We start from the raw sequence: 24,120 nt of genomic DNA, 5'->3' as shown, positions 1-24,120 counted from the left end.
GTCAGTCCGGCGCGTTGAAGGTGCCGCAGTTCTCGCAGGTGAACCCGTAAAACCGGGCCACACCGTCCACCACCTCGATCTCCACGTGGTTCAAGTGCCCGCACTTCTCGCATTGCAGGATGGCCACCCCTGCCTTGGGGTCGTACATGCACTCCTCGCCCCGCACGATCACGGTCTCGGTGAATTCGTCGTAGCTCATGGCGCTGCCTCCCGAAGGTTTGGGGCCACGATACACGGGTCGGCGCGCTCAGGCTAGGGGGTCAGGAAGAAGCGCGACGCGGCCACCAGCCCCATCCCGGCCAGCACCGGCCCGAAGAACCCCTTGGTGCGCCAGGCCAGAATGCCCGTAAGAAGCGAGGCCCAGAGGAAAACGTTGTCCGGCCCGAAGCGGAGCCTTCCCCCCTCCAGCAGCACGGACTGGGCCAAAAGCGCCCCGAGCACCGCCGGCGGCACCACGGAGAGGAAGCGCCGCAGCGGCTCGGGCATGGGGCGCGAGGCGAACAAAAGAGCCGGGAGCACACGGGGGACGTAGGTCACGGCCGCCATGCCCACGATGGTCAGGAAGATCGTTGTCTGGTCCATGGGGTCACCGATGCGACGGCCGCCGCCACGATGGCGGCGGTGAGGGTGGCGTAGGGAGCGGCCGGGGTCTGGGAGAGAATCAGGGCGATCCCCCCGCCCAGGGCGGCCGCAAGGATGTGCGCGGGCGAAAGGAGCTGCCCCACCAGGAGCACGGCGAACATGGCCGCCAGGGCGAAGTCCAGGCCCAGGGGCTTCACGTCGGGCACGAAACCTCCGGCCACCGCCCCGGCCAGGCCGCCCAGGATCCAGGCGCAGTGGGCGAAGGTGTTGATGGCCAGGGTCTTTGTTGTGGATCGTTGCTGATTGTGGAAGCGCGTGGCGTGCAGGGCGAAGGTCTCGTCGGTCATCTCGAAGCAGAACCGGGCGATGCGGCGCTTGGGCCAGGCCCCGAAAAAGGGCGAGAGCGCGGCGGAAAAGAGCACGTGGCGCAGGTTCACGATGAAGGTGGTGGCGATGATGGACATGGCGGGCGCGCCCGCGCCGAACATGTCCACGCCGATCAGCTGGGCCGAGCCCGCGTACACCAGGATGGACATCAGTCCGGTGTTGGCCACGGACAACCCGGCCTTCACCGCCAGCACGCCATAGGCGAAGCCCACGGGCAGATAGCCCAGCACGATGGGCAGGGCCTGGCTGAAGGCCGATGGTTCGTTTCTCTGGGAATCAGGCATCGGGGGTGGCTAACGCCAAGGCCTCCCCCGGTCAAGAAGTTCGTTGCCTAACATAACCGACCGGAAGAGTTCTCTTTCCTGCACTTCGCCAGTTGCGGAAAGCGCCGGGCCAGACGCGCGCTTGCGCGAGCGAGGGCAGGGCGCGATCCCGCCTCTGGAAACCCGGAAGCTCTTGTTGTAGGCTCGCTCCCGTCCACCAGGAGCATCACGTGAACACCCGCCGTATCGTCACCACCTGCACCCGCGACTGCCCCAGTTGCTGCGGCCTGATCGCCCACGTGGAAGACGGCCGCCTGACCGCCCTCACCGGCAACCCGGACCACCCCCTCAACAAAGGCGGCTGCTGCGCCAAGATGAAGGACTACGTGCGCCGGGTGTACAGCCCCGAGCGCGTCGTCCACCCCATGCGCCGGGAAGGCTCCCGTTGGACACCCATCGGCTGGGACGAGGCCCTGGACCTCTTTGCCGAACGCCTCACCTTCTTCATCCGCCAGTCCGGACCGCAGTCCATTCTGCACTACCAGGGCTACGGCGAGCGCACGGCCTTGAAGCTTCTGAACGGGCGCTTCTTCGCCCACCTGGGCGGGGCCACGGGCCTGGCCGGGACGCTCTGCAGCGGCACGGCCTACGCGGCCATGGCCCGCGACTTCGGCGAGCGCGTCTCCCACGACCCCCTTGACCACCTGAACAGTCGCACCGTCGTCCTCTGGGGGCGCAATCCGGCGGCTACCCAGTTCAACCTGACCCGGATCGTGTCCGCCGTGAGGAAGCAGGGCGGACGGGTCTGGCTGGTGGACCCGGCGGCCACCGAGAGCCTGGCCGTAAGCGACAGTCATATCCAGCTTTCACCAGGCGGGGACCTGCGCCTGGCCCTGGGCGCGGCGCGCTGGGTGCTGGAAAACGGCTGGGAGGACAAGGGTTTCATCGCGGGGCGCACGCTTGGCTTCGAGGCGTTCCGTGAACTGGCCTTCTCAAGCACCGTCGGGGAGCACGCCCGGGCCGCCGGAGTCCCGGCGGGGGATGTGCGCGCCCTGGCCGAGGCCCTGTGCAAGGCCAGGCCCGCCGCCATCCTCTTGGGCTGGGGCATGCACCGCTACGTGGACGCCCACCTTTCCGTGCGGGCCATCGACGCCCTCTCGGCCGTCACGGGCAACGTAGGCGTACCCGGCGGCGGCGTGAGCCAGGGCTTCGAGGAATACGGCCCCTACGACCACTCCGTCTGGGGCGAGGACATGCACTCGCCCGCCCGCTCGCTCCTCCTGCCGGTGATCGGCTCGGAGATGCTGGCCGCGGACGATCCGCCGGTGCGCATGGCGGTGGTCAGCGCGGGCAACCCGGTGTGCATGGCTCCGGACTCGGCCCAGGTGGCCCTGGCCTTCGCCTCCCGCGAGTTCGTGGTGTACATGGGCCATTTCATGGACGACACGGCGCGACACGCCCACCTTTTTCTGCCGGCAACAACCTTCCTGGAGGAAGACGACGCCGTGGCCGCCTACGGCCACCATTACCTGGGGCCGGTGAACAAGGCCGTCGAACCCGTGGGCGAGTGCCGCTCCCAGTTCGACATCTACCAGGACCTGGCCCGGCGCTTCGATTTCGCCGAGGATTACGTCCGCCCCCTGGATTCTTGGCTGGACACCATCTGCCGGCCCTTCCTGAACAAGGGTTTCACCCTGGAGGAACTGCGCGCCGGGCCCATCCGCGACCCCGACGCCCCCATGGCTCCCTGGTCCGACGGAGAGTTCCGGACCCCCTCCGGGCGCTTCGAATTCCTGGACAGCCTGGCCGAGGCCCAGGCCCCTGAAGACGACTATCCCCTGACGCTCCTGACCACCGGCAGCCCCAAGCACCTATGCTCGGAGCTGACCCTGGCCGAGCACGCCCCCCTGCCCGAGGCCCGCGTCCACCCAGGCACCGGGCGGGCCCTGGGGGTCGAGGACAACACCCCGGCCTGGATCGAGAGCGATCTGGGGCGCATGAAGGTGCTGGTCGTCTTCGACGAGCGCCAGCGCCTCGACGTGTGCCTGTGCCGCCGGGGCGGCTGGATCGCTGCCGGGCACGGGCTCAACCGCATCGTCAAGGCCCGGGTGAGCGCACTCGGCAACGGCACCCCCTACTACCAGACCCGCGTCACCCTGCGTTCGGTTGACAGCGTGCCCGCCGGGCACTAGCTACGGTTTTCCCGGCCGCGCGGCTTGCGTTGCGGCCTGAAATCAAACGCGTTCGCAGCGGCGCGCGCCGGTCCCCCCGGAGCGTGAACGCTCGTACGGAGGCTTCATGCTCCCCATTCCGGTTACGGTCCTGACCGGCTATCTCGGCGCCGGCAAGACCACGCTTTTGAACCGCATCCTCACCGAGAACCACGGCAAGCGCTACGCCGTCATCGTCAACGAGTTCGGCGAGGTGGGCATCGACAACGAGCTGGTGGCCCACTCCGACGAGGAAATCTTCGAGATGAACAACGGCTGCATCTGCTGCACCGTGCGCGGCGACCTGATCCGCATGGTGGGCGGGCTCATCCGGCGCAAGGGCAGCCTTGACGGCGTGCTCATCGAGACCACGGGCCTGGCCGACCCGGCCCCGGTCATCCAGACCTTCTTCCTGGACCAGGAGACCAAGGAACGCACCGCCCTGGACGCCGTGGTCACCCTGGTGGACGCCCGCCACTTTGAAGGCCAGCTGGGAAGAAGCCAGGAAGCCCGCGAGCAGGTGGTGTTCGCCGACGCGGTTATCATCAACAAGACCGACCTGGTGGACGAGGCCGGACTCGCCCGGGCGCTCGAGGCCGTGAAAAGCCTGAACCCCCGCGCCGAGGTCATGACCTCCTCGCGCTGCGACGTCCCCCTGGACAAGGTGCTGGCGCGCCGCTCCTTCGACCTCATGAAGCTTCTGGACATCGAACCGGACTTCCTGGACGAGGGCGCCCACGAGCACAGCCACGACACCGTGCAGTCCGTGTCCATGACCTCGGACAAGCCGGTGGACTTCGAGAAATTCAAGACCTGGATCGGCGAATACCTGAACGACCACGGCCAGCACGTCTACCGCTGCAAGGGCATCCTATCCATCCCCGACGAGCGCCAGCGCCTGGTGTTCCAGGGGGTGCACATGCTGGTGGAGATGGGCTTCGGCCAGCCCTGGAAAGAGGACGAATCCCGCGTGAGCAAGGTGGTGTTCATCGGCCGCAACCTGGATCGTCTGGCCCTGCAGATCGCCTTCCGCGACTGCCTGGTGAAATGATGGCCGCCCCCGTCACCATATCCCCCGGCCTCACGCAGTGGGAGCTCCAAGCCTATGTGGAGCAGGCGGCCTTCTCGTCCGGCGCGGACAAGCTGGCCCTGGCCCTGGGCGACGGACGCATCGCCCTGATCGACATTCCCGGCGGCGAGGCGAGCTTCGTGAAAGTGCACCAGGGCTCCTGCCTGGGTATCGCCGCGCACCCCGCCGGAGGCTTCCTCTCGGGCGGCGACGACGGCCTGCTGGCCTACACCTCCCTGGACGGCACCGTGTCCGAGGTGACGCGGGCCAAGGGCCAGTGGCTCGAGCACATGGCGGCCTCGCGCGACGGGCGCACCCTGGCTGTGGCGGCCGGGCGCGAGGTGATCCTGCTCAATCTTGAGGTCGGGTCACTGGCCAACTACGGCCCCCACGCGGGCACGGTGTCCGGGCTGGCCCTGAGCCCGGCCGGGGGCGTGCTCGCCGTCACCCACACCGGCGGCGTCACCCTGTGGGACCTGGACAGCCAGGGCGAACCCATAAAGCTCGATCTGCGCGGCATGAACCTGGCCCCGGCCTTCTCCCCGGACGGGAGCTACCTGGCCATGGGGCACCAGGAAAACGCCGTGCACATCATCGACCTGGAGTCCCGCAAGGTCTTCGGGCTGGCCGGACTCCCGGCCAAGCCGGGGAGGCTGGACTGGTCCCACGACGGACGCCACCTGCTGCACACCGGCACCAAGGCGGTCATCTGCTGGCCGGTGCCCGAGTGCTTCCAGGAGAATCCCGCCCCCGTGGCCTTCTCCGTGCAGGAGGAGGCCCGCATGAGCGCCCTGGCCGCCAACCCGCGCATCCCCTTCGCCGGAGCGGGTTTCAGCGACGGCACGGTGCTCCTGGCGGAGCTCAAGCGTTTCGCGGCCTACCCCCTGGAGATCGTTCCCGGCTCGCCGGTGTCCGCCCTGTGCTGGAGCGCCCAGGGGCTGCACATGGCCTGCGGCATGGAGGACGGCCGGGCCGTGCTCCTGGATCTGGGCGAAATGCTTCAGGCCGGTTGATTCATCCGGAGGATTCCATGCGCAAGACCATCCTGACCGCGCTTCTCCTGGCGCTGGCAGCCCTCCCGGCCCGGGCCGGGCAGTTCGATGCCCTCAAGGGCAAGCTCGTCGCCGACGGCGTGCCCCAGGCCGAGGTGCAGGCGGTGTTCGCCAAGCCGGGCGTGGCCTTCACGCCCGATCCCATGGGCAAGAAGCTCCTGGAGATGTACACCGCCAAGTACGGCTCCGACGTGGTGCGCAGGCTCCAGGGGAGGCTCTCCGCCCTGGGCTACTACTTCGGCCAGAACACTGGCCGGCTGGACTTCGTGTTCAGAAACGGCGTGCGGGCCTTCCAACGCGATCACGGCCTCACGGCCGATGGCCGATACAGCCTGGATCTGGCCACCCTGGCCGACCAGGAGCAGCAGAAGGCCTCGGCCGAGACCAGCCGCGAGCTCAAGGCCCTGGCCGACCAGGGGCCGCCCGACGTATACGAGGTCATCCTCGCTCCCGAACGCCTGGCCGAGGCCAAGGAATTCTTCGACGCCAACCAGGCCCTGCTGGAGGACATGCGCGCCCGCTACGGCGTGCCCCCCGCCGTGGCCGTGGGGCTTCTGACCGTGGAGACGCGCACCGGCAAGTTCCTGGGCGACAACCTGGCCGTGAACAACCTGGCCAGCATGGCCGCCTCCGCCACGGCCTCGGGGGTCATGGGCCTGTTCGCGGGCGAGAACGTCACCCCGGACCGCAAGACCTGGCTGGACGCCAAGGCCGCCGAAAAGGCAGCCTGGGCCTATACGGAACTCAAGGCGCTCTTCACCTACGCGCGCCTGAACCGCCTGGACCTGGCCGCCATGCCCGGCTCCATCTACGGGGCCATCGGCGTGAGCCAGTTCATGCCCTCCAGCCTCCTGCGCTTCGGCGTGGACGGAGACGGCGACGGCCGGGTGGACATCTTCAACGTGCGCGACGCCGTGTTCTCCATGGCCAACTACCTGCGCAACCACGGCTTCACCGGCAACCTCGACGATGAGGCCGCCCTGCGCGAGGCCCTGTTCCGCTACAACCACTCCCAGACTTACGTGAACACCATCATGGCCGTGTCCCACTTCCTCAAGGGGGGCCCAGCCCAGCCGTAGCGTTCCGCCCGCTGCGAGAGCCCCCCTTGGAAAATTAGGGGAACACGTATTGTTGCCATCCTGCGCCCAGCATACTGTCCGTGTGGCGGCATTTCCTTTTCTACCCGTGCAGTTGGCGGCGCCCATGATCAAGCGCATCTCCACGGAGGATCTGAAGCCTGGCATGTTCGTCAGTTCCTTCGACCTCTCCTGGTTCAAGCACCCGTTCGTCAGCACCCGCCTGGGCGTCGTGCGCGATCAGGGGCTTATCAACGAGCTCAAGAAGCTCGGCATCAGTCATGTAGAAATCGATACAGATTTGTGCACAGCGGACGAGGCCCGACCTTCGCCGGAAATCCGGCCGGGAAAGGCCGCCAGGGAGCGTTTGCAGCCCTGCCCATCCGAGGGCGATCCCGAACGCTCCGCCCGGTTCGCCCGCAAGCTGTTCGACCACGCCATGACCGCCACCCGCTCGCTCATGGACAGTGTCCGCGCGGGCAAGCCGGTCAGGACCGAGGAGTTCCAGCCGCTCGTCGCCCGGCTCGTGGACGCCGTGAACCACAATGAAAACGTTCTGCACATCATCTTGTCGCTCAAGTCGTTCGACGACTACACCTACACCCACTCCCTGAACCTGGCGGCGCTGGGGGTTCTTCTGGGCAAATCCATGAACCTGGAGCAGGCCGACCTGGAGAGGCTCGGCCTGGCGGGAATTCTCCACGACGTCGGCAAATGCCTGGTCCCCCGCGAAGTCATCGTCAAGCCGGGCCCCCTCACCGAGGAGGAATTCAATCTGGTCAAGGCGCACCCCGCCCTGGCCCACGGCTACCTGAGCCGGCAGAACGACATCCCTGGCGAGGTGCTGCGGGCCGTGCTGGAGCACCACGAACGCCTGGACGGCTCCGGATACCCCCGCGGGCTCGCCGACGGGGCCATCCACCCCTACAGTTCCATCATCAGCGTGGTGGACGTCTACGACGCCCTGACCTCCGACCGGGTCTACCGGCCCCGCATGTCGCCCCACGCCGCCCTGCGCCTGCTTTTCAACCAGCGAGGGCAGACGTTCCCCGAAGCCATGGTGGACACGTTCATCAAGCGCCTGGGCGTGTACCCGTCCTTCAGCGTGGTGCAGCTCAGAAACGGCTGCTACGCGGTGGTCACGCGCCAGACGCCGGGAAGACCGCTCTTCCCCGAAGTGATGGTCTTCTGCGACAGGGAGCACCGGCCCCTGGTCAAGCGCCGCCTCGACACCTGGCGACTGTGCGGGGAGCTCGCCCGCAAGGAATACGAGATCGAACGCCCGGTGGAGCCCGGCGAACTGCCGCCCCCCATGCTCATGGGCATCGCCTAGGAAGGCGCAGCAGTGCCAACGCCCCCCCAACACGGACAGCCCGAAAGCCGGCGCAGTCCCGGATTCCACCTGGACGTCTCGCTGGGCCAGCCGTGCGTGCTCTCCTTCGAGAGCGACAAGGAGCGGTTCAGGTCATCGGTCATCGGCCTGGAGCCCTACCAGTTCCTCATCATCCGGCTGCCCGGCGTGCCCGGCATCCAGCAGAAGCTCGCCCTGGGTCCGGGGATAACCCTGCGCCTGGAATGCGAAGGCACCCTCTGGGGCTTCAAGTCCAGGGTGCTCAAGACCGTCCTCTCGCCCGCGCCCATGCTGGTGGTGGCCTACCCCTATTCGGCGGAGCGCCTCCAGCTACGCAGGCACCGCCGGGCCACGTGCTTCCTGCCCGCCAGGATCACCAACGACTTCCTGGACGTGGACGGCCTGGTCACGGACATCAGCCTGGGTGGCTGCCACATTGTCCTGGACGGGGCCGTAAGCGAAAAGGTGCTCAACATCATGACCGGCGACCCGGTGGTGCTCACCCTGAACACCGAGGGAGACGCCCCCCTGCGCGTGGACGCCTCCGTGCACAGGCGCAAGGGCGGCAAGGTCCGCCAGAGTCTGGGCCTGGAGTTCTCGTCCCCGGCCCCGGACGCCCGGGAAAGGATCGCCCGGTTCGTCTCCCGCATGGAAGACGCCCAAAACGTGCTGGAACAGGACAGCCAGCCGTGACCCGTACGTCCGCCTGCGGGCACCGGCTGGGCGACGTCCCGGCCCGGCGCCGCCGCCCGGGAGCCGCCCGATGAGCGTGCGCAAGCTCGTTTCGGCCGAGAGGCTCAGGCCCGGCATGTACGTAAGCCGCCTGGAGATGTCCTGGTTCAAGCACCCGTATCTGTCGTCCCGGGTGGGAATTCTGAAGGACGACAAGGCGGTGGCCGAGCTCAAGGCCCTGGGCGCGCATTTCGTGGAGATCGACCTGGACCGGGGACTGGACGAGGAAGGCCCCGTCAGGGTCAGCCAAGAGAAGGATGTCCGCCCGGAGAACGCCCCCCTGCCGCCCCTGCCCCCCAGGGTTCCGGCCGTGTCCGACTCCGCGGGCACCATGCGCTTCGCCAAGAAGCTCTTCGACCACGGCGTGGAGTGCACCCGCCGGGTCATCGGCGTGGCCGAGGCGGGAAAGCCGGTGCAGCTGGCCCAGGCCAGGGCGCTCATCGCCCGGCTCATCTCCTCGGTGAAGGCCAACCAGAACGTGCTGCGCCTGCTCGGGGTGCTCAAGGACTACGACGAATACACCTTCACCCATTGCCTCAACGTGGCATCCATGGGCGTGCTCTTCGGAAACCACATGGGCCTGCCGGACCGGCAGCTGGAGCTGCTCGGCCTTTCAGGGCTGCTGCACGACGTAGGCAAGTGCCTGCTGCCCAAGGAGATCGTGAACAAGCCCGGAAGGCTCACCGACGAGGAATTCGAGGTGATGAAGCACCACACGGTGCTCGGCTGGGAGTACATCAAGGACCAGGAGGGCATTCCTGAGCAGTCCGCCCGGGGAGTCCTGGAGCATCACGAGCGCCTGGACGGCTCCGGCTACCCCAACCAGATCTCCGGGAGCGAGATGGACGGCGTGTCGCGCATCCTCTCGGTGCTGGACGTCTTCGACGCCCTCACCAGCGACCGGGTGTACCGCGTGCGCCTGAGCCCCCACACCGCCCTCAAGACCCTCTTCGAGAAGCGCGGCGTGGCCTTCGCCGAGAACGTGCTGGACCGCTTCGTCAAATGCGTCGGAGTCTACCCGGCCTCCAGCGTGGTGCAACTGCGCAACGGCTGCTATGCGGTGGTCACGGGCCACGACCCGGCCCGCCCCTTGAATCCCTTCATGACCATTTTCCGCAATGCGGAAGGGTTGCCCGTGAAGCCCAGGCGCGTGGAAACCCTGCGCCTGGGCGCGGAAAGCGGCACCTCCGGATATGACATCGTGCGCCACGTGGAGCCATCCGTCATTGCTCCACCCGACCTGGGAACGCTTCTTTAAAACAACGGCGAGGATACTGGGCCGTGCTCATCGGCGTTGAGCATTGTTCTTCGTCATCGCAGGCTCGATGGAACCTGGGCAGCCACCGAAGAGGGATTGTCCAGGACTGCCCGAGTGTTGCCAATAACGCCCCCTGGGGCGTATGCTTGGTGGCAATCCTTCCCGGAGAAACCATGTCCGCACTGCACGACCTCGCCGAACTGGCCAGAAACTCCATCCAACTCCCCTCGTGCTGTGCCTGGCGCGGCAAGCTCGACCGCCAGGCCGTCAAGGCGGACCTCATGGCCGGGCTCACCGGGGCCATCATCGTGCTGCCCCAGGGACTGGCCTTCGCCCTCATCGCCGGGCTGCCGCCGCAGTACGGGCTCTATTCGGCCATCGTGCCCACCATCCTGGCGGCTGTGTTCGGATCGAGCCTCCACCTGATCTCCGGACCCACAACGGCCATCTCCATCGTGGTATTCGCCAACATCTCGGCCATGGCCGAGCCCTTCTCGCCGCGCTACATCGAGCTGGCCCTGACCCTGACCTTCCTCACCGGCCTGTTCCAGCTGGCGCTGGGCATGGCCAGGATGGGCGCGCTCATCAATTTCGTGTCCCGCTCGGTCATGACCGGGTTCACAGCCGGGGCCGCGGTGCTCATCGCGCTGGGCCAGCTGAGCCACCTGCTCGGGGTGGACCTGCCCAAGGGCTCCGGATGGAAACTGCTGGCAGCCCTGCCCGCGGCCTCCCTCGAGTCCGATCCGGCCGCCCTGGCCGTGGGCGCTACAGCCCTGGGCACGGCTTTGTTCTTCCGGAAAAAGTATCCCAAGCTGCCCGGCCTGCTCCTGGCCATGGTGGCCGCAAGCCTGATGGCCTGGGCCCTGGGGGGAGACGCGCGGGGGCTGAAGATGGCCGGAGCCCTGCCCGGAGGCCTGCCGCCGTTCTCCTGGCCCCTGGCCGAGCCCTCGTCCATAAGCGACCTGGTGCCGGGCGCGCTGGCCGTGGCCATGCTCGGGCTGGCCGAGGCCGTGGCCATCGCCCGCGCCGTGGCCGCCGCCAGCGGCCAGCGCCTGGACAACAACCAGGAATTCATGGGCCAGGGCATCTCCAACCTCGTGGGCAGCTTCTTCTCGGGCTACGCCTCGTCCGGCTCCTTCACCAGGACCGGGGTGAACCTGCAGTCCGGGGCCAAGACGCCCCTGGCGGCGGTGTTCTCGGCCGTGGCCGTGGCCCTGGCCGGGGTGCTGGTGGCCCCGCTGACCGCCCACCTGCCCATGGCCGGGGTGGCAGGGGTGCTCATGGTGGTGGCCGGCGGGCTCATCCACGGCCGGGACATCCACCGCATCGTGCGCACCAGCAGCCACGAGGCCGTGGTCATGGGCATCACGGCGGTGTCGTGTCTGGCGGTCAACCTGGAGTTCGCCCTGTTCTCCGGGGTCATGTTGTCGCTTCTGTTCTACCTGAACCGCACCTCGCATCCCCACTTCATCACCCTGGCCCCGGACCCGGCCGGCCGCAAGCGCCACCTGGCCAACATCGCCCGCAAGCCCCTGCTGGAATGCCCCCAGGTGAAGATCCTACGCCTGGACGGCTCCATCTTCTTCGGCGCGGTGAACCACATCTCCGAGGAGCTGCACCACATCCTGCAGGACACCGAGCAGAAGCACGTCATCCTGGTGGCCAGCGGGGTGAACTTCATCGACGTGACCGGCTGCCAGATGGTCTTCCAGCAGGAGACCACCCTGGGCAAGGAGGGGCGCAGGCTCTACCTGTGTTCGCTCAAGCAGGAGGTGCTGGACACCTTGCGCCTGTGCGGCTGCATGCAGGGCCTGGGCAAGGACTCCGTGTTCGACACCAAGGCCGAGGCCATCCGCGAGGTGCTGAAAAACATCGACTACTCCATCTGCTGCCGTTGCGAAGCCAAGGTCTTCAAGGAGTGCGAATCCATCACCGACGGGTTCTGCATGATCGACTGAGCCCGCAGGACCGCCCCGCGCTGTTGCAACCCCGTGCCAAGCCGGATAGGGTACGCCTACGATGTTTGGATACCAGGCCCTGGCCGCCCCACCCCTTTTCGCCCGCCAACCGGTCTTCACGGCCGATCTGCGCGTTTTCGGGCACGAGCTGCTCTATCGGCAGGGTCTGGCCTCCACCCAGGCCGTGTTCGCCGACCTGGACGCCGCCACCCTCACCGTGGTGGCCGGAGCCTTCCAGCTCCAGCCCGGAGATCTCTCCGGCAGCCAGAAAATCCTGGTGAACTTCGGGCGCAGGACCATCCTGGACAAGGCCCCCTACGCCCTACCCGCGGACAAGACCGTGGTGCAGGTGGAGGAAGGCATCCTCCTGGACGATCCCCTGCTGGCCGCCTTGGACGCCCTCAAGGCCGAGGGCTTTCAGATCGCCGTCAATGGCTTCCAGGCCCGCCCGGATGCGGCTCCGCTGCTGGAACTGGCCGATTTGGCCATTGTGGACGTGCTGGGCAAAACGCCGGAAAGCCTCGCCCCGATCCTCAAGCCCCTGCACGACCGCAAGATCACGGCCATGGCCAGGAAGGTCGAGGACGAAGACGCCTTCGCCACTGCCAAAAAGCTGGGATTCAGCCTGTTCCAGGGATATTTCTTCAAGAAACCCGAGGTAGTGGCCGGACGGCGCCTGGCCTCCAACGAGATCGCCCGGCTGAAGCTCTTGCGCCTCACCCAGTCCGACCAGCCCGATGCCGACTCACTGGCCGAGGCCATCCGCTCCGACGTGTCCCTCACCTACCGCCTGCTCAGCTATCTGAATTCACCCCTGCACGGGCAGCGCATGGAGAAGCTCTCCATCCCCAGGGCCATCATGTACCTGGGCTGGACCCAGCTCCGGCACTGGCTGCGGGTCATCGCCCTCACGGACATCTCGCCCTCCGGCAAGGCCGGGGAGCTGGCCTTCCTGTCCCTGCAGCGGGCCCGGTTCTTCGAACTGGCGGGCACAGGGCAGGGCCTGGACCAGCAACAGGTCGACAACCTCTTCACCCTGGGACTTTTCTCCCTGCTGGACGCCATGCTCCAGTCGCCCATTGAGGAGCTTCTGGGCAATCTGCCCCTGGACGCCCGCGTGAAGGAGGCCCTGCTTGCCCGCACCGGCCCCCTCGCGCCCTGGCTTACCATGACCCACTGCTTCGAGCATGGGGACTGGGCCGGCCTGGAGCGCGCCCTCGTCGCCCTGGACATCCCCGCCGAACTGGCCGCCGAGAGCTATTCCCAGGCCATGGAATTCGCCGCCTCCTTCACCCGCAAGAGTTCGTAAGCCGCCTGATCCTCTGAAGCACCGGCGGATGGCTGTAGTGCAGCCAGACCGTGAGCGCGTGCGGCGTCAGGTTGGAGAGGTTGGCCACGCTTAAGGACTTGAGCGCCGAGGCCAGGGCCGCCCCCCCGCCCGGTGCGTCCGCCGCATAGGCGTCCGCCTCGAATTCGAAACGCCGCGAGAACCAGTTGGCAACCACCCCCAGCGCCAGGGCCAGGGGCTGGTAGGCCAGCCCGAAGAGCGCAAGCCCCACGTAGGCCGACGGCCTCCCCACCCCGAACGCCTCCTGCATCCCGGACGCGCCCAGAAAAAGCTGCAGCACGCAGAGCGTCAGCCCCATCTTCAGCATGGCCAGCATGAACCCCTTGCGGATGTGCCCGAGCCGGGCATGGCCCATTTCGTGAGCCAGCACGGCCACAACTTCGTCCGTAGACAGCTTGTCAACCAGAGTGTCATACAAACTGATGCGCTTGCGTTTGCCGAGGCCCGTGAAAAAGGCGTTGGCCTTGGAGGACCGTTTGGAGCCGTCCATGACAAAGATGCCGTCCAGGCTGAAACCCTTGGCCGCGGCGTACTCTTCGATGGACCGGCGAAGCGATCCCTCTTCGAGCGGCGAGAAACGGTTGAAGAGCGGGAGAATCCACACCGGGGCCACCACCATCAGCACCGCCGTGAACACGGCGATAGCCGCCCACGCGCCAAGCCAGGCGTAGCTCCCCATCCGCCCGTAGGCCCACAACACCGCCGCAAGCAGTCCGCCCCCGAGCACCGCACCCAACGCAGCGCCCTTGATCCTGTCCAGGATGAACACTTCCGGCGTGGTGGCGTTGAAGCCGAAGCGGGCTTCCAGCACGAACGTCCCGTAGACGTCGAAAGGCAGGCCCAGCACGCCCTGCGCGGCCGCCAAAGCGCCCAGGAACACCAGGCCCGAACCCAGTTCGCCAAATCCGAGCGTGCGCACCCAGGCGTCCAGCCAGCCGAAGCCCCCGGCCATGGCGAATGCGGCCACCACCAGCAGATCGAAACCCTCGCGCGCCCACTCCAGGCCGGCCCCGGCCCGCAGGTACTCGCGTGACCGGACGTACTCCTGTTCGGGAAACACCCCCTCGAACTCGCACGGCATCACGCCCGTCAGCCCGCGCACGTTGAGCCAACGGGCCAGCCCTGTTATGGCGGACACAACGAACATCGAAACCAGGATCGCAACAACGAAACCGTTCATGAACACGGCCACACTCCATTTTCACGGCGAACTCGCCTCCCTGGCGGGAAGCGGCCGCGTGGACTTTCCCACGGCGCGCCGGGCGTCCGTCAAGGACGCGGTGGAATCGCTCGGCGTGCCGCACACCGAAGTATACGGACTAGGCGTGAATGGGCAACCCGCCGGTTTCGGCCACATTCCGGCCGGCGGCGAAGCCGTCGACATTTTCCCCGCGATGCCTCCGGTGGACGTCACCATGGCGCACCTGGAACGCCCCGCCCTCGCGCAGGTTCGCTTCATCGCAGACGCCAACGTGGGACGCCTGGCCACCTACCTGCGCCTCCTGGGCTTCGACACGCTCTATGACCGCCATTTCCAGGACGCCGACGTGGCCCGACTGGCCGCAAGTCAGGCGCGCATCCTGCTCACCCGGGACCGGGGGGTGCTGCGGCGCAGGATCGTGGTTTGGGGACGCCTGGTGCGCGCCAACGACCCCGTGGAGCAGGCCCGCGACGTGGTGCGGTTCTTTGGGCTCGCACGCAAGGCTGAGGCTTTCAGGCGCTGCCTGCGCTGCAACGGGCTGCTCGAAAGCACGTCCAAGGCCGACGTCATGCACCTGCTCGAACCCAGGACCAAGAGATATTTTGAGGAGTTCTCCCGCTGTCCCGGCTGCGGCAAGGTCTACTGGGCCGGGTCGCACCACGGGAAGATCGAGGACATGTTCAGAAGATTGATCGGAAGAGAAGACCAAGAGGAAAGCGTTTAAGAGCCTCCGGCGGCCAAAGGAACTTCGTTCCTTTGGAATCCTGTATGGCTTCGCGCCGATCGATGCGAGGATGGCCGGGGCATGAAGCGCGCAAAACCGCGCCTCATGCCCATTTTTTGTGTTTTGAGGTGAATATTTTGTAACGTGAAATGGGGGCCGTATGACTCTATTGGGTCGAGGCAAAACAGGCCGTGATCCGGGGACGTTCCCCCTGTCGCGGCCACAGCTTCGAATCGAGGCCCGTCATGAAGAAAGCCGTTTCCGTCCTGCTGGCTGCATGCTGCCTGCTGGTAAGCGCCCAGTCCTGGGCGTACCGGGGAGGCCCGGACATCTCCATAAGCATCGGAGTTCCCGCGCCGCCTCCGCCGCCGGTCGTGGTGGTGCCCGCCCCGGCGCCGCCTCCGCCGCCCCCTCCTCCGCCGCCGCCCGTCTATCAGGTTCCGGTGGTGGAATACGTGTACTACCCGGCCTGGAACATCTACTGGGACCCCATGGCGCACCAGTACTGGTCGTACCAGTACGGGTCGTGGGTTCTCGGGCCGCTGCCGCCGCACATCCATCCGGGACGCCTGGGCCATTACACGTATATCCCGGCCCAGCAAGGCAGGCCCTGGCACCACATGCCCCACGGCTACCGCCCCGGCTGGTAGCCTCCCCTCAACAAACAGGCCGGAAGCGCGCCTTGCGCGCTTCCGGCCTTCTTTCGCACCCGCCTGACTTCACATCGATCGACGCGAAGCGATAGGGGTTTCCAAAGGGACTGGTCCCTTTGGCCGCCGGAGGCGTCTTGCTTCTTCCCTTCGCTCCTACGCCTCAAAAAACCGGGAGCTACGCCACGGTCACCTGCTTGCACAAATACACGTCCTGAATCGCGCGCAGAAGCTCCACGCCTTCCTTCATGGGCCGCTGAAACGCCTTGCGCCCCGAGATGAGTCCCATGCCGCCCGCTCGCTTGTTGACCACGGCGGTCTTGACGGCCTCGGCCAGGTCCGACGCGCCGCCGGACGGTCCGCCCGAGTTGATGAGCCCCATGCGGCCGCAGTAGCAGTTAAGCACCTGGTAGCGGCACAGGTCGATGGGATGATCGGTGGTCAGTTCGGAGTAGACGCGCTTGTCGGTCTTGCCGAACTTGATGGCCGTGTAGCCGCCGTTGTTGACGGGCAGTTTCTGCTTGATGATGTCGGCCTCGATGGTCACGCCCAGGTGGTTGGCCTGCCCGGTGAGGTCGGCCGAGGCGTGGTAGTCCACGCCGTCCTTCACGAAGCCGGGGTTGCGCGTGTAGCACCACAGGATGGTGGCCATGCCCAGCTCGTGGGCGCGGCTGAAAGCCTTGGAGACTTCCTGGATCTGCCGGGTGGATTCCTGAGCGCCGAAGTAGATGGTGGCGCCAACGGCAATGCAGCCCATGGAGAAGGCCTGCTCCACCTGGGCGAACATGATCTGGTCTGCCTTGGCCGGGTAGGTGAGCAGTTCGTTGTGGTTGATCTTGAGGATGAAGGGAATCTTGTGAGCGTATCTGCGGGCCACCGCTCCCAGCACGCCCATGGTGGAGGCCACGCCGTTGCATCCGGCCTCGATGGCCAGCTTCACGATATTTTCCGGGTCGAAATAGACGGGGTTGGGCGCGAAGGAGGCCCCGGCGGAGTGTTCGATGCCCTGGTCCACGGGCAGGATGGACACGTAGCCGGTCTTGGCGAGACGTCCGGCCGAGTACAGGGCCTGGAGGCTGCGCAGCACGGGCACGGGCCGGTCGGTCTGGGAATAGATGCGGTCCACCATGTCGGGGCCGGGCAGATGCAGCTGCTTTTTGGAGACGGTGGTGCAGGTGTGTTCCAGCAGCGATGCGGCTTCGCCGCCGAGGAGCTTGGCGATGTCGTCGATTTTCATGGCGAGGTCTCCTGGCTTTTGGGATTCTCGCCTCCATATAGCCGCCGGGCAACGTCGTTTCAACGAAAATAAGCGTCAGCAGGGGGAAAATGAGGCTGGCCGGCCCCGGATGGCTCCAGGCCCGGCCCGATTTAACGCGTTTCATATGGCCGCGGCCATCGGCATGGGACGTTCGGACGGCAGCGCGCCCGAGCGTCCGGAGGCTAGCCCAGATTCTTCGCCGCCACGTCCCAGTTCACCAGTTTCTCCAGCACGTCCTTGACGTAATCGGCCCGGCGGTTCTGGTAGTCGAGGTAGTAGGCGTGCTCCCAGACGTCCACTGTGAGGATGGGCTTCTGGTTGTTGACCATGGGGTTCATGGCGTTGGGGGTCTTGACCACCTTGAGCGTTCCGGCGTCCTCCACCAGCCAGGCCCAGCCGCTGCCGAACTGGGTGACGGCCGCGTCGATGAAGGCCTTTTTGAACTCCTCGAAACCGCCGAAGGCGGCCTTGATGGCGTCGCCGAGCTTGCCCGAGGGAGCGCCGCCTCCGCCCTTTTTCAGGCCCGCGAAGTAGAAAGTGTGATTCCACGCCTGGGCGGCGTTGTTGAACAGGCCCACGGCGGCTGCGTCCTTGGAGGCGTCCAGGAACACCTTCTCCAGGGTCATGCCCGCGCTGGGCTTGCCTTCGAGCATCTTGTTCATGTTGTCGTAATACGTCTTGGTGTGCTTTCCGTAATGGAAGGAGATGGTTTTGGCGGAAATCACAGGTTCCAGGGCATCTTCCGGAAAGGGCAACACAGGGATGGGAAACACGGGAGCTCCTTGCGCATGGGCCGGTTGGGGTGAGAACGCGCCGAAAGCGGCTGCTGCGACGGCCGAGGCGGCGAGGGCGTTGAACTCTCTGCGGGTCAGGCCGCCGTCACTGCGATCACTCATGGAAACCTCCAAAGACCGCCCGAGCGTGACCGGCCCGGGCGGATAGGGAATCGCCGATGATTTCTCATGAACGCGAGGGGGGCCTCTGTCAAGCGCCACCCGTTTGGGGCGGTTTCCGGAAACCGTCGGCCGGATAGCTCTAATCCGTATGAGTTGCGGGAGGCGGGGGACGCCGGGGCGTCCAGGACAGGAATGCCCTGACCGGCTAGGGCCAGGGCGCGATATTCGTGGGACGGGATTTCTTGAGGATGCGACCGGGCGAGTCCCGTGCGGACCGGTCCGGCGGAAAGTTAGGCTTTGGCGCTGGCGATGAGGCCCTTGAAGACCTCCATGACGAGCATGTCCGTCCTGTTGGAGCCGTTCACGAAGGCGTCTATCTCCGCGGTCCGCTTGTGCGACCTGGCGATCATGAATTCCAGGATGACCTTGTTGAGTTCGATGGCGTCCGGAATTCTGGGTGGTTCGCTGGGGCTGGTCATGATCCGCCTCATGCGCGGCCGTGGGCCGCGTCTATGGTTTCATGCCCGGCCTCCGCGGCCTCAGGGGCCGCAGAGGCCGGACACGTCACCTGTCCTTTCGGCAGTTTCGCCCCGGGAGTTTAGGGTCCGGCAATGAAACGGTCGAAGCGGCTCTCATTGACGCGCCGCAACGCGCGCAGGAGGCAGACTCCGTCGCCTGCCAGCTCCCTCGGTCCGCACGGTCAGTGCCGTCAGTCCTCGGCGCGGGCGTCCCCCGCCACTGCAACGGCGTCGCCGATTTCCTCTTCCGAGAACACCTTGTCGATGTCCAGCACGATGATGAACTCGTCACCCTGCTTGCCGATGCCCCGGATGAAGTCGGCCTTGATGGACGTGCCCATCCGGGGAGCCGGTTCCATGTCCCCCGGTTCGATGTCCATGACCTCCTTCACCGAGTCGGCCAGGGCGCCGAGGACCGTGTCCTCGCCGCCCAGGGACACCTCCACGATGATGATGCAGGTGTCCACGGTGCGCTGGGTCTCGGCCATGCCGAACTTGAGGCGCACGTCCACCACGGGCACGGCGCGCCCGCGCAAGTTGATGACCCCGCGGATGCTCTCGTGCGTGCGCGGCACCTTGGTGATGGCGGTGTATTCCAGCACCTCGCGCACCGAGGCGATGTCCAGGGCGAAGACCTCCTCGCCCAGGGTGAAGGTCAAGAACTGATTGGTGCTGTCGCTCACGGGCGGCCTCCTCCCCTAGAATTTCTCGAAGTCGTCACCCTGGTCTTGCGCGAGATCGAGCGTCACCCCTTTCCTGGGCCCGCCAGGAGCCTTCGGGGCCGTCGATGCGTGCCTCGGGGTGGTATGGATGGTCGCGGGCAATGCCTTTGGCGCGGAACGGCGCAGGGCGTGTCCGCCCCGGAGCCTGAAGAATCCCACCGTGGCCAGCAGCTGTTCGGCCTGGCTGGAGAGCTCCTCGGACGTGGAGGCCATCTCCTCCGAGGCCGAGGCGTTCTGCTGGATGACCTGGTCCAGCTGCTGGATGGCCTTGTTGATCTGGTCGGCCCCGGCGTTCTGCTCGCGCGAGGCGGCCGCGATCTCCTGCACCAGCTCGGCGGTCTTCCTGATGTCCGGGACGATGGCTCCGAGCATGGCGCCCGCCTTCTCCGCCACGGCCACGGATTCGCTGGATAAGCCTGATATCTCGGAGGCCGCGTGCCCGGAGCGCTCGGCCAGCTTGCGCACCTCTGCCGCGACCACCGCGAAGCCTTTGCCGTGCTCGCCCGCGCGAGCCGCCTCGATGGCCGCGTTCAGGGCCAGCAGGTTGGTCTGGCGGGCGATCTCCTCGATGATGGAGATCTTCTCCGCGATCTGCTTCATGGCTCCCACGGTCTGGGCCACGGCCTGGCCGCCCTCTTCCGCGTCCCTGGCGGCCTTGAGGGCCATGGCCTCGGTCTGCACGGCGTTGTCCGCGTTCTGCTGGATGTTGGAGGCCATCTGCTCCATGGAGGAGGAAACCTCCTCCACGCTGGCTGCCTGCTCGCTGGCCCCCTGGGAGAGGGTCTCGGAGGTGGCCGAAAGCTCCTGCGAGCCGGAGGCCACGTTGTTGGCCCCCTCCACCACCTCGCCCATCACCTCGTTCAGACGCTGGGTCATGTCGCGCAGGGCGTTGGCCAGCACGCCGATCTCGTCCTGCTGGTCCACGTGCAAGTCCTGGGTCATGTCGCCCTCGGCCATTTTCTGGGCGAACCCGACCCCCTGGACCACCGGGCCGGTGATGCCCTTGGTGATGAAGAAGGCCACGCCCACGCCCAGGAGCAAGGCGAGGACCAGCCCCGCGCCCAGGATGGCAGAGGCCGAGGCCAGGCTGCGGGACGCCTCGGCCGTGACGTCCCGGGTCTCCTTCACGCCGGAGGCGGCAATTTCCTCCGCGGCTTTGATCACCTCGGCGGAGGTCTCCCTGAGCTTCTTGTTTAATTCTTCTATCGCCATGTAATTCTTTATGTAGCTGGCCATGGTTTCCTTGTAGCTGTCGGCGCCTTGGAGCATCTCGGCCAGCTGCCGCAGGTTGAGTTCCTGCGTGGTGTTGGAACGGATGGCCTGCACCTTGGAAGCGATGGTTTCGAAACGCTTCATTCCTTCCTGGATGAGTTTGGGATCGCGCAGGGCCTGGCCCTTGAAATTGGACAGCCTGATGGCGTTGCCCGCGTCGATGATGCCGTTCATGAGTTCGAGCTTTTCCGTCCGGCCCTTCACTTTGGCCGATTCGACGGTAGCCGGGACGAGTGCCTCATTCAGCTTCTTGCCCTCGTCCGCGAGATACTCGAGGCAGCTCTTCATGAATGTCTGGGCCGCTTGGTCCATGGCCCGACGGTTTTCGTCGATGGCCTTGCTCAAGGAATAGGTCTGCTCGGCCAGTTTCTTGTATTCGGCGACTTTGGCCGAGGCATTGTCAGCGTTTTCCTTGAACTTGGTCAGATGGGGGAATTTCCTGGCCAGATCCTGAGCGCCTTGAAGGCTCTGCTCCACCGAGGCCAACTCTTTGGCCATTTCCTTCCAGTACGTCTCGTCGCCAGTGAAGGCGAATCCACGCATCTCGTACAGGGTGTGCAGGGAGGATCGTTCCAGAGTGTTGGCGGTCGCCACCTCGGGGGCCACTTCCTGGGCCAGACGGTCCGCCTGTTTGCCCACCGAGCCCATGTTCACCATGGCCATGCCGCCCAGCAGCGCGGCGATGAGGATGAGAATGCCGAAGCCCAAGCCGATCTTAACCCCAAGCTTCAGGTTACGCATCTGGATACCTTCGTGTTTCGTGAGTTGCGCCCGTTGATCAGCGGCGGATAGTGGCGGCACAGCCGATTTTGCAGATATTTCTAACAGAACTCGATAGATCGGTCTACGGGAAGGATGGAAAATCGTTCCCATGACATGGGCTCGGGGCCAATGAAACCGGCCAGTCGCATCGAGAAGGGCGAAGATGTGCCATAGGAACGGAAAAATAAAACCGGGGCCTCGGGGCCCCGGTCGTGACGGCGAAGTCCGGTGGCACGGTGCCGCCGGGGAAAACAGGGGCCCTCAGGCCTCGGAAGGGGCCTCCTCGGCGACGACGGCCGCCGCGTGAACGATCTCCTCTTCCGAGAACACCTTGTCGATGTCCAGCACGATGATGAACTCGTCATTGTGCTTGCCGATGCCCCGGATGAAGTCGGCCTTGATGGATGTGCCCATCCGGGGAGCCGGTTCGATGTCCCCCGGTTCGATGTCCATGACCTCCTTGACCGAGTCGGCCAGGGCGCCGAGGACCGTGTCCTCGCCGCCCAGGGACACCTCCACGATGATGATGCAGGTGTCCACGGTGCGCTGGGTCTCGGCCATGCCGAACTTGAGGCGCACGTCCACCACAGGCACGGCGCGCCCGCGCAGGTTGATGACCCCGCGGATGCTCTCGTGCGTGCGCGGCACCTTGGTGATGGCGGTGTATTCCAGCACCTCGCGCACCGAGGCGATGTCCAGGGCGAAGACCTCCTCGCCCAGGGTGAAGGTCAGAAACTGATTGGTGCTGTCGCTCACAGGCGGCTTCCTCCCCTAGAATTTCTCGAAGTCGTCGTCGTGGGTTTGCGAAGCGAGGTCGAGCACCACGCCCTTCTTGGGGGCGGGAGCCTTCGCGGGAGCCGATGCGCGCCTCGGGGCGGCGTGGGCGGCCGCGGGCAATGCCTTTGGCGCGGGCCGGCGCAGGGTGTGCCCTCCCCGAAGCCTGAAGAATCCCACCGTGGCCAGCAGTTGTTCGGCCTGGCTGGAGAGCTCCTCGGACGTGGAGGCCATCTCCTCCGAGGCCGAAGCGTTCTGCTGGATGACCTGGTCCAGCTGTTGGATGGCCTTGTTGATCTGGTCGGCTCCGGCGTTCTGCTCGCGCGAGGCGGCCGCGATCTCCTGCACCAGCTCGGCGGTCTTCTTGATGTCCGGGACGATGGCCCCGAGCATGCTGCCCGCCTTCTCGGCCACGGCCACGGACTCCGAGGACAGGGCCGAAATCTCGGAGGCCGCGTACCCGGAACGCTCGGCCAGCTTGCGCACTTCGGCCGCGACCACCGCGAAGCCCTTGCCGTGCTCGCCAGCGCGGGCTGCCTCGATGGCCGCGTTCAGGGCCAGCAGGTTGGTCTGGCGGGCGATCTCCTCGATGATGGAGATCTTCTCCGCGATCTGCTTCATGGCCCCCACGGTCTGGGCCACGGCCTGCCCGCCTTCCTCGGCGTCCCTAGCGGCCTTCAGGGCCATGGCCTCGGTCTGCACGGCGTTGTCCGCGTTCTGCTGGATGTTGGAGGCCATCTGCTCCATGGAGGAGGAAACCTCCTCCACGCTGGCTGCCTGCTCGCTGGCCCCCTGGGAGAGGGTCTCGGAGGTGGCCGAAAGCTCCTGCGAGCCGGAGGCCACGTTGTTGGCCCCCTCCACCACCTCGCCCATGACCTCGTTCAGACGCTGGGTCATGTCGCGCAGGGCGTTGGCCAGCACGCCGATCTCGTCCTGCTGGTCCACGTGCAAGTCCTGGGTCATGTCGCCCTCGGCCATCTTCTGGGCGAATCCGACGCCCTGGACCACGGGGCCGGTGATGCCCTTGGTGATGAAGATGGCCACGCCCACGCCCACGATCACGGCCAGGACCAGTCCCACGCCCATGATGGTGGAGGCCGACGCCAGGCTGCTGGACGCCTCGGTCGTGACGTCCCGGGTCTCCTTCACGCCGCCCTCGGCGGTATCCTGGGAAGCCTTGATCATGGCAACTCCGGCCTCGTTGCGCTTCTTGCCCAACTCCTGCAGGCTCACCATGCCTTTGAGCAGCGAGACCATACCCTCGCGATACATGTCCGCGCCCTTCTTGATCTCGGTCAGCTGGCGGATGTTGGCCTCGTTGCGGGTGATGGGCTTGAGCTTCTCCAGCAGGCCGTTGATGGAGTCGAAATGCTTCATGGCCTCTTCGAGAACCTTGGGGTCGCGCTTCACCTGGGCATTGAGGTTGGCCACGCGGATGGCGTTGCCCATGTTGGTGACGTCCACGATCCAGTCGAGCTTGTCCGTGCGCTCCCTGAGCTTGGCCGGATCGAGCTTGGCCTCGATCTCCCTCTGCATGGCCTCGGTCTGGCTGTCCTGGAAGTCGGTGCAGTTCTTGATGAAGAGTTGCGCGCCCTCTTCCGTGACCTTGCGCCCGGTGGCCATGGCCTTGTCGGCCTCACGGGTCTGTCCAGCCAGGCGCCTGTACTCGGCCGCGGCCGCGGCCGCCTTCTCGGCGTTCTCCTTGAGCTTGACCAAGCCGGGATACTTCTGGGCCAGATCCCTGGCATCTTTGATGTTTTTTTCCATCTCGTCCAGGGCTTTGGAGGCCGTGTCCCAGTATGCGTCCTCGCCGGTCAGGCCGTAGGTACGCATGGCCAGCATGGCGTTCTGGGCGCTTCTCTCGACCATGTTGGCAATTTGCACTTCCGGCGCGATCTCCTCGGCCAGGCGGTCAGCCTGTTTGCCAACCAAGCCCATGTTCAGCATGGCCATCCCACCCAAGAGCGCGGCGATGAGGATGAGAATGCCAAATCCCAAGCCGATCTTCATTCCGAGCTTTAAATTTTTCATCACAAGGCCCTTGGTTAAAATGTTCC

General features: G+C 66.1%; 22 protein-coding genes. 11 read left to right on the top strand and 11 right to left on the bottom strand.

Annotation, left to right across the window (positions count from 1 at the left end):
- Position 1 precedes the first annotated feature (1 nt).
- The 3 genes from ML540_RS13430 to ML540_RS13420 are packed head-to-tail and all read right to left on the bottom strand — an operon-like array spanning position 2 to position 1,253.
- Positions 2 to 199, bottom strand: a complete 198-nt coding sequence (locus tag ML540_RS13430) for a hypothetical protein (protein WP_243361959.1) — start codon at positions 197 to 199, stop codon at positions 2 to 4.
- 53 nt (positions 200 to 252) lie between these two features.
- Entirely contained in the window at positions 253 to 582 is a 330-nt protein-coding gene (locus tag ML540_RS13425) for an AzlD domain-containing protein (RefSeq protein ID WP_243361957.1), read from the bottom strand.
- Positions 558 to 1,253, bottom strand: coding sequence for an AzlC family ABC transporter permease (locus tag ML540_RS13420; protein ID WP_243361955.1), 696 nt, complete (start codon positions 1,251 to 1,253; stop codon positions 558 to 560). Before ML540_RS13420 ends, ML540_RS13425 begins: the two co-directional genes overlap by 25 nt.
- Before the next feature lie 209 nt (positions 1,254 to 1,462).
- Here ML540_RS13420 and ML540_RS13415 point away from each other — a divergent pair, with 209 nt between their 5' ends.
- The 9 genes from ML540_RS13415 to ML540_RS13375 all read left to right on the top strand — a co-directional run bounded on the left by ML540_RS13415 (position 1,463) and on the right by ML540_RS13375 (position 13,247).
- A complete protein-coding gene (locus ML540_RS13415; RefSeq protein ID WP_243361953.1) occupies positions 1,463 to 3,424 on the top strand; it encodes a molybdopterin-dependent oxidoreductase in 1,962 nt (653 codons plus the stop codon).
- A 106-nt stretch (positions 3,425 to 3,530) separates the two neighbouring features.
- A complete protein-coding gene (locus ML540_RS13410) occupies positions 3,531 to 4,493 on the top strand; it encodes a CobW family GTP-binding protein (protein ID WP_243361951.1) in 963 nt (320 codons plus the stop codon).
- A complete protein-coding gene (locus ML540_RS13405; RefSeq protein WP_243361949.1) occupies positions 4,493 to 5,524 on the top strand; it encodes a WD40 repeat domain-containing protein in 1,032 nt (343 codons plus the stop codon). The genes ML540_RS13410 and ML540_RS13405 overlap by 1 nt, the downstream gene beginning before the upstream one ends.
- Before the next feature lie 17 nt (positions 5,525 to 5,541).
- The gene (locus tag ML540_RS13400) at positions 5,542 to 6,642 is read left to right on the top strand and encodes a lytic murein transglycosylase (protein WP_243361947.1); all 1,101 of its coding nucleotides are present in this window, start codon (positions 5,542 to 5,544) and stop codon (positions 6,640 to 6,642) included.
- A 124-nt stretch (positions 6,643 to 6,766) separates the two neighbouring features.
- On the top strand, positions 6,767 to 7,972 hold the full coding sequence (locus tag ML540_RS13395; protein WP_243361945.1) for a cyclic di-GMP phosphodiesterase: 1,206 nt from the start codon (positions 6,767 to 6,769) through the stop codon (positions 7,970 to 7,972).
- 12 nt (positions 7,973 to 7,984) lie between these two features.
- Positions 7,985 to 8,683 (top strand): flagellar brake protein, encoded by a 699-nt coding sequence (locus tag ML540_RS13390; RefSeq protein ID WP_243361944.1) that lies wholly within the window; start codon positions 7,985 to 7,987, stop codon positions 8,681 to 8,683.
- A gap of 70 nt (positions 8,684 to 8,753) precedes the next feature.
- Positions 8,754 to 9,980, top strand: a complete 1,227-nt coding sequence (locus ML540_RS13385; RefSeq protein ID WP_243361942.1) for an HD-GYP domain-containing protein — start codon at positions 8,754 to 8,756, stop codon at positions 9,978 to 9,980.
- Between the two features lie 173 nt (positions 9,981 to 10,153).
- Positions 10,154 to 11,938, top strand: coding sequence for a SulP family inorganic anion transporter (locus ML540_RS13380; RefSeq protein WP_243361940.1), 1,785 nt, complete (start codon positions 10,154 to 10,156; stop codon positions 11,936 to 11,938).
- 61 nt (positions 11,939 to 11,999) lie between these two features.
- A complete protein-coding gene (locus ML540_RS13375) occupies positions 12,000 to 13,247 on the top strand; it encodes an EAL and HDOD domain-containing protein (protein ID WP_243361939.1) in 1,248 nt (415 codons plus the stop codon).
- Here ML540_RS13375 and ML540_RS13370 read toward each other — a convergent pair.
- Positions 13,228 to 14,466 carry a M48 family metallopeptidase gene (locus ML540_RS13370; RefSeq protein WP_243361938.1) on the bottom strand — a complete coding sequence of 413 codons (1,239 nt, stop codon included), beginning with the start codon at positions 14,464 to 14,466 and terminating at the stop codon, positions 13,228 to 13,230. The two genes, ML540_RS13375 and ML540_RS13370, sit on opposite strands and share 20 nt — an antisense overlap.
- Here ML540_RS13370 and ML540_RS13365 point away from each other — a divergent pair.
- Together ML540_RS13365 and ML540_RS13360 are read left to right on the top strand one after the other, a co-directional pair.
- Complete coding sequence (locus ML540_RS13365) at positions 14,465 to 15,211, top strand: Mut7-C ubiquitin/RNAse domain-containing protein (RefSeq protein WP_243361936.1); 747 nt, start codon at positions 14,465 to 14,467, stop codon at positions 15,209 to 15,211. The two genes, ML540_RS13370 and ML540_RS13365, sit on opposite strands and share 2 nt — an antisense overlap.
- A gap of 245 nt (positions 15,212 to 15,456) precedes the next feature.
- Positions 15,457 to 15,861 (top strand): hypothetical protein, encoded by a 405-nt coding sequence (locus tag ML540_RS13360; protein ID WP_243361934.1) that lies wholly within the window; start codon positions 15,457 to 15,459, stop codon positions 15,859 to 15,861.
- Positions 15,862 to 16,039: 178 nt separating this feature from the next.
- Here ML540_RS13360 and ML540_RS13355 read toward each other — a convergent pair whose 3' ends face one another.
- The 7 genes from ML540_RS13355 to ML540_RS13325 form a co-directional block, all read right to left on the bottom strand.
- Positions 16,040 to 17,098, bottom strand: a complete 1,059-nt coding sequence (locus ML540_RS13355; protein WP_243361932.1) for a class I fructose-bisphosphate aldolase — start codon at positions 17,096 to 17,098, stop codon at positions 16,040 to 16,042.
- A 203-nt stretch (positions 17,099 to 17,301) separates the two neighbouring features.
- Positions 17,302 to 18,015 (bottom strand): superoxide dismutase, encoded by a 714-nt coding sequence (locus tag ML540_RS13350; protein WP_243361930.1) that lies wholly within the window; start codon positions 18,013 to 18,015, stop codon positions 17,302 to 17,304.
- 290 nt (positions 18,016 to 18,305) lie between these two features.
- Positions 18,306 to 18,494 (bottom strand): hypothetical protein, encoded by a 189-nt coding sequence (locus ML540_RS13345; RefSeq protein WP_243361928.1) that lies wholly within the window; start codon positions 18,492 to 18,494, stop codon positions 18,306 to 18,308.
- Positions 18,495 to 18,724: 230 nt separating this feature from the next.
- Positions 18,725 to 19,216 (bottom strand): chemotaxis protein CheW, encoded by a 492-nt coding sequence (locus ML540_RS13340; RefSeq protein WP_243361926.1) that lies wholly within the window; start codon positions 19,214 to 19,216, stop codon positions 18,725 to 18,727.
- 15 nt (positions 19,217 to 19,231) lie between these two features.
- A complete protein-coding gene (locus ML540_RS13335) occupies positions 19,232 to 21,268 on the bottom strand; it encodes a HAMP domain-containing methyl-accepting chemotaxis protein (protein WP_243361924.1) in 2,037 nt (678 codons plus the stop codon).
- A 282-nt stretch (positions 21,269 to 21,550) separates the two neighbouring features.
- A complete protein-coding gene (locus ML540_RS13330) occupies positions 21,551 to 22,045 on the bottom strand; it encodes a chemotaxis protein CheW (RefSeq protein ID WP_243361922.1) in 495 nt (164 codons plus the stop codon).
- A gap of 15 nt (positions 22,046 to 22,060) precedes the next feature.
- Positions 22,061 to 24,094, bottom strand: a complete 2,034-nt coding sequence (locus ML540_RS13325; protein WP_243361920.1) for a methyl-accepting chemotaxis protein — start codon at positions 24,092 to 24,094, stop codon at positions 22,061 to 22,063.
- Between the last annotated feature and the right edge of the window lie 26 nt (positions 24,095 to 24,120).

This window comes from Fundidesulfovibrio terrae, assembly GCF_022808915.1.
GTDB classification, from domain to species: Bacteria; Desulfobacterota; Desulfovibrionia; order Desulfovibrionales; family Desulfovibrionaceae; genus Fundidesulfovibrio; species Fundidesulfovibrio terrae.
This window is presented reverse-complemented; position numbering and strand designations above follow the sequence as displayed.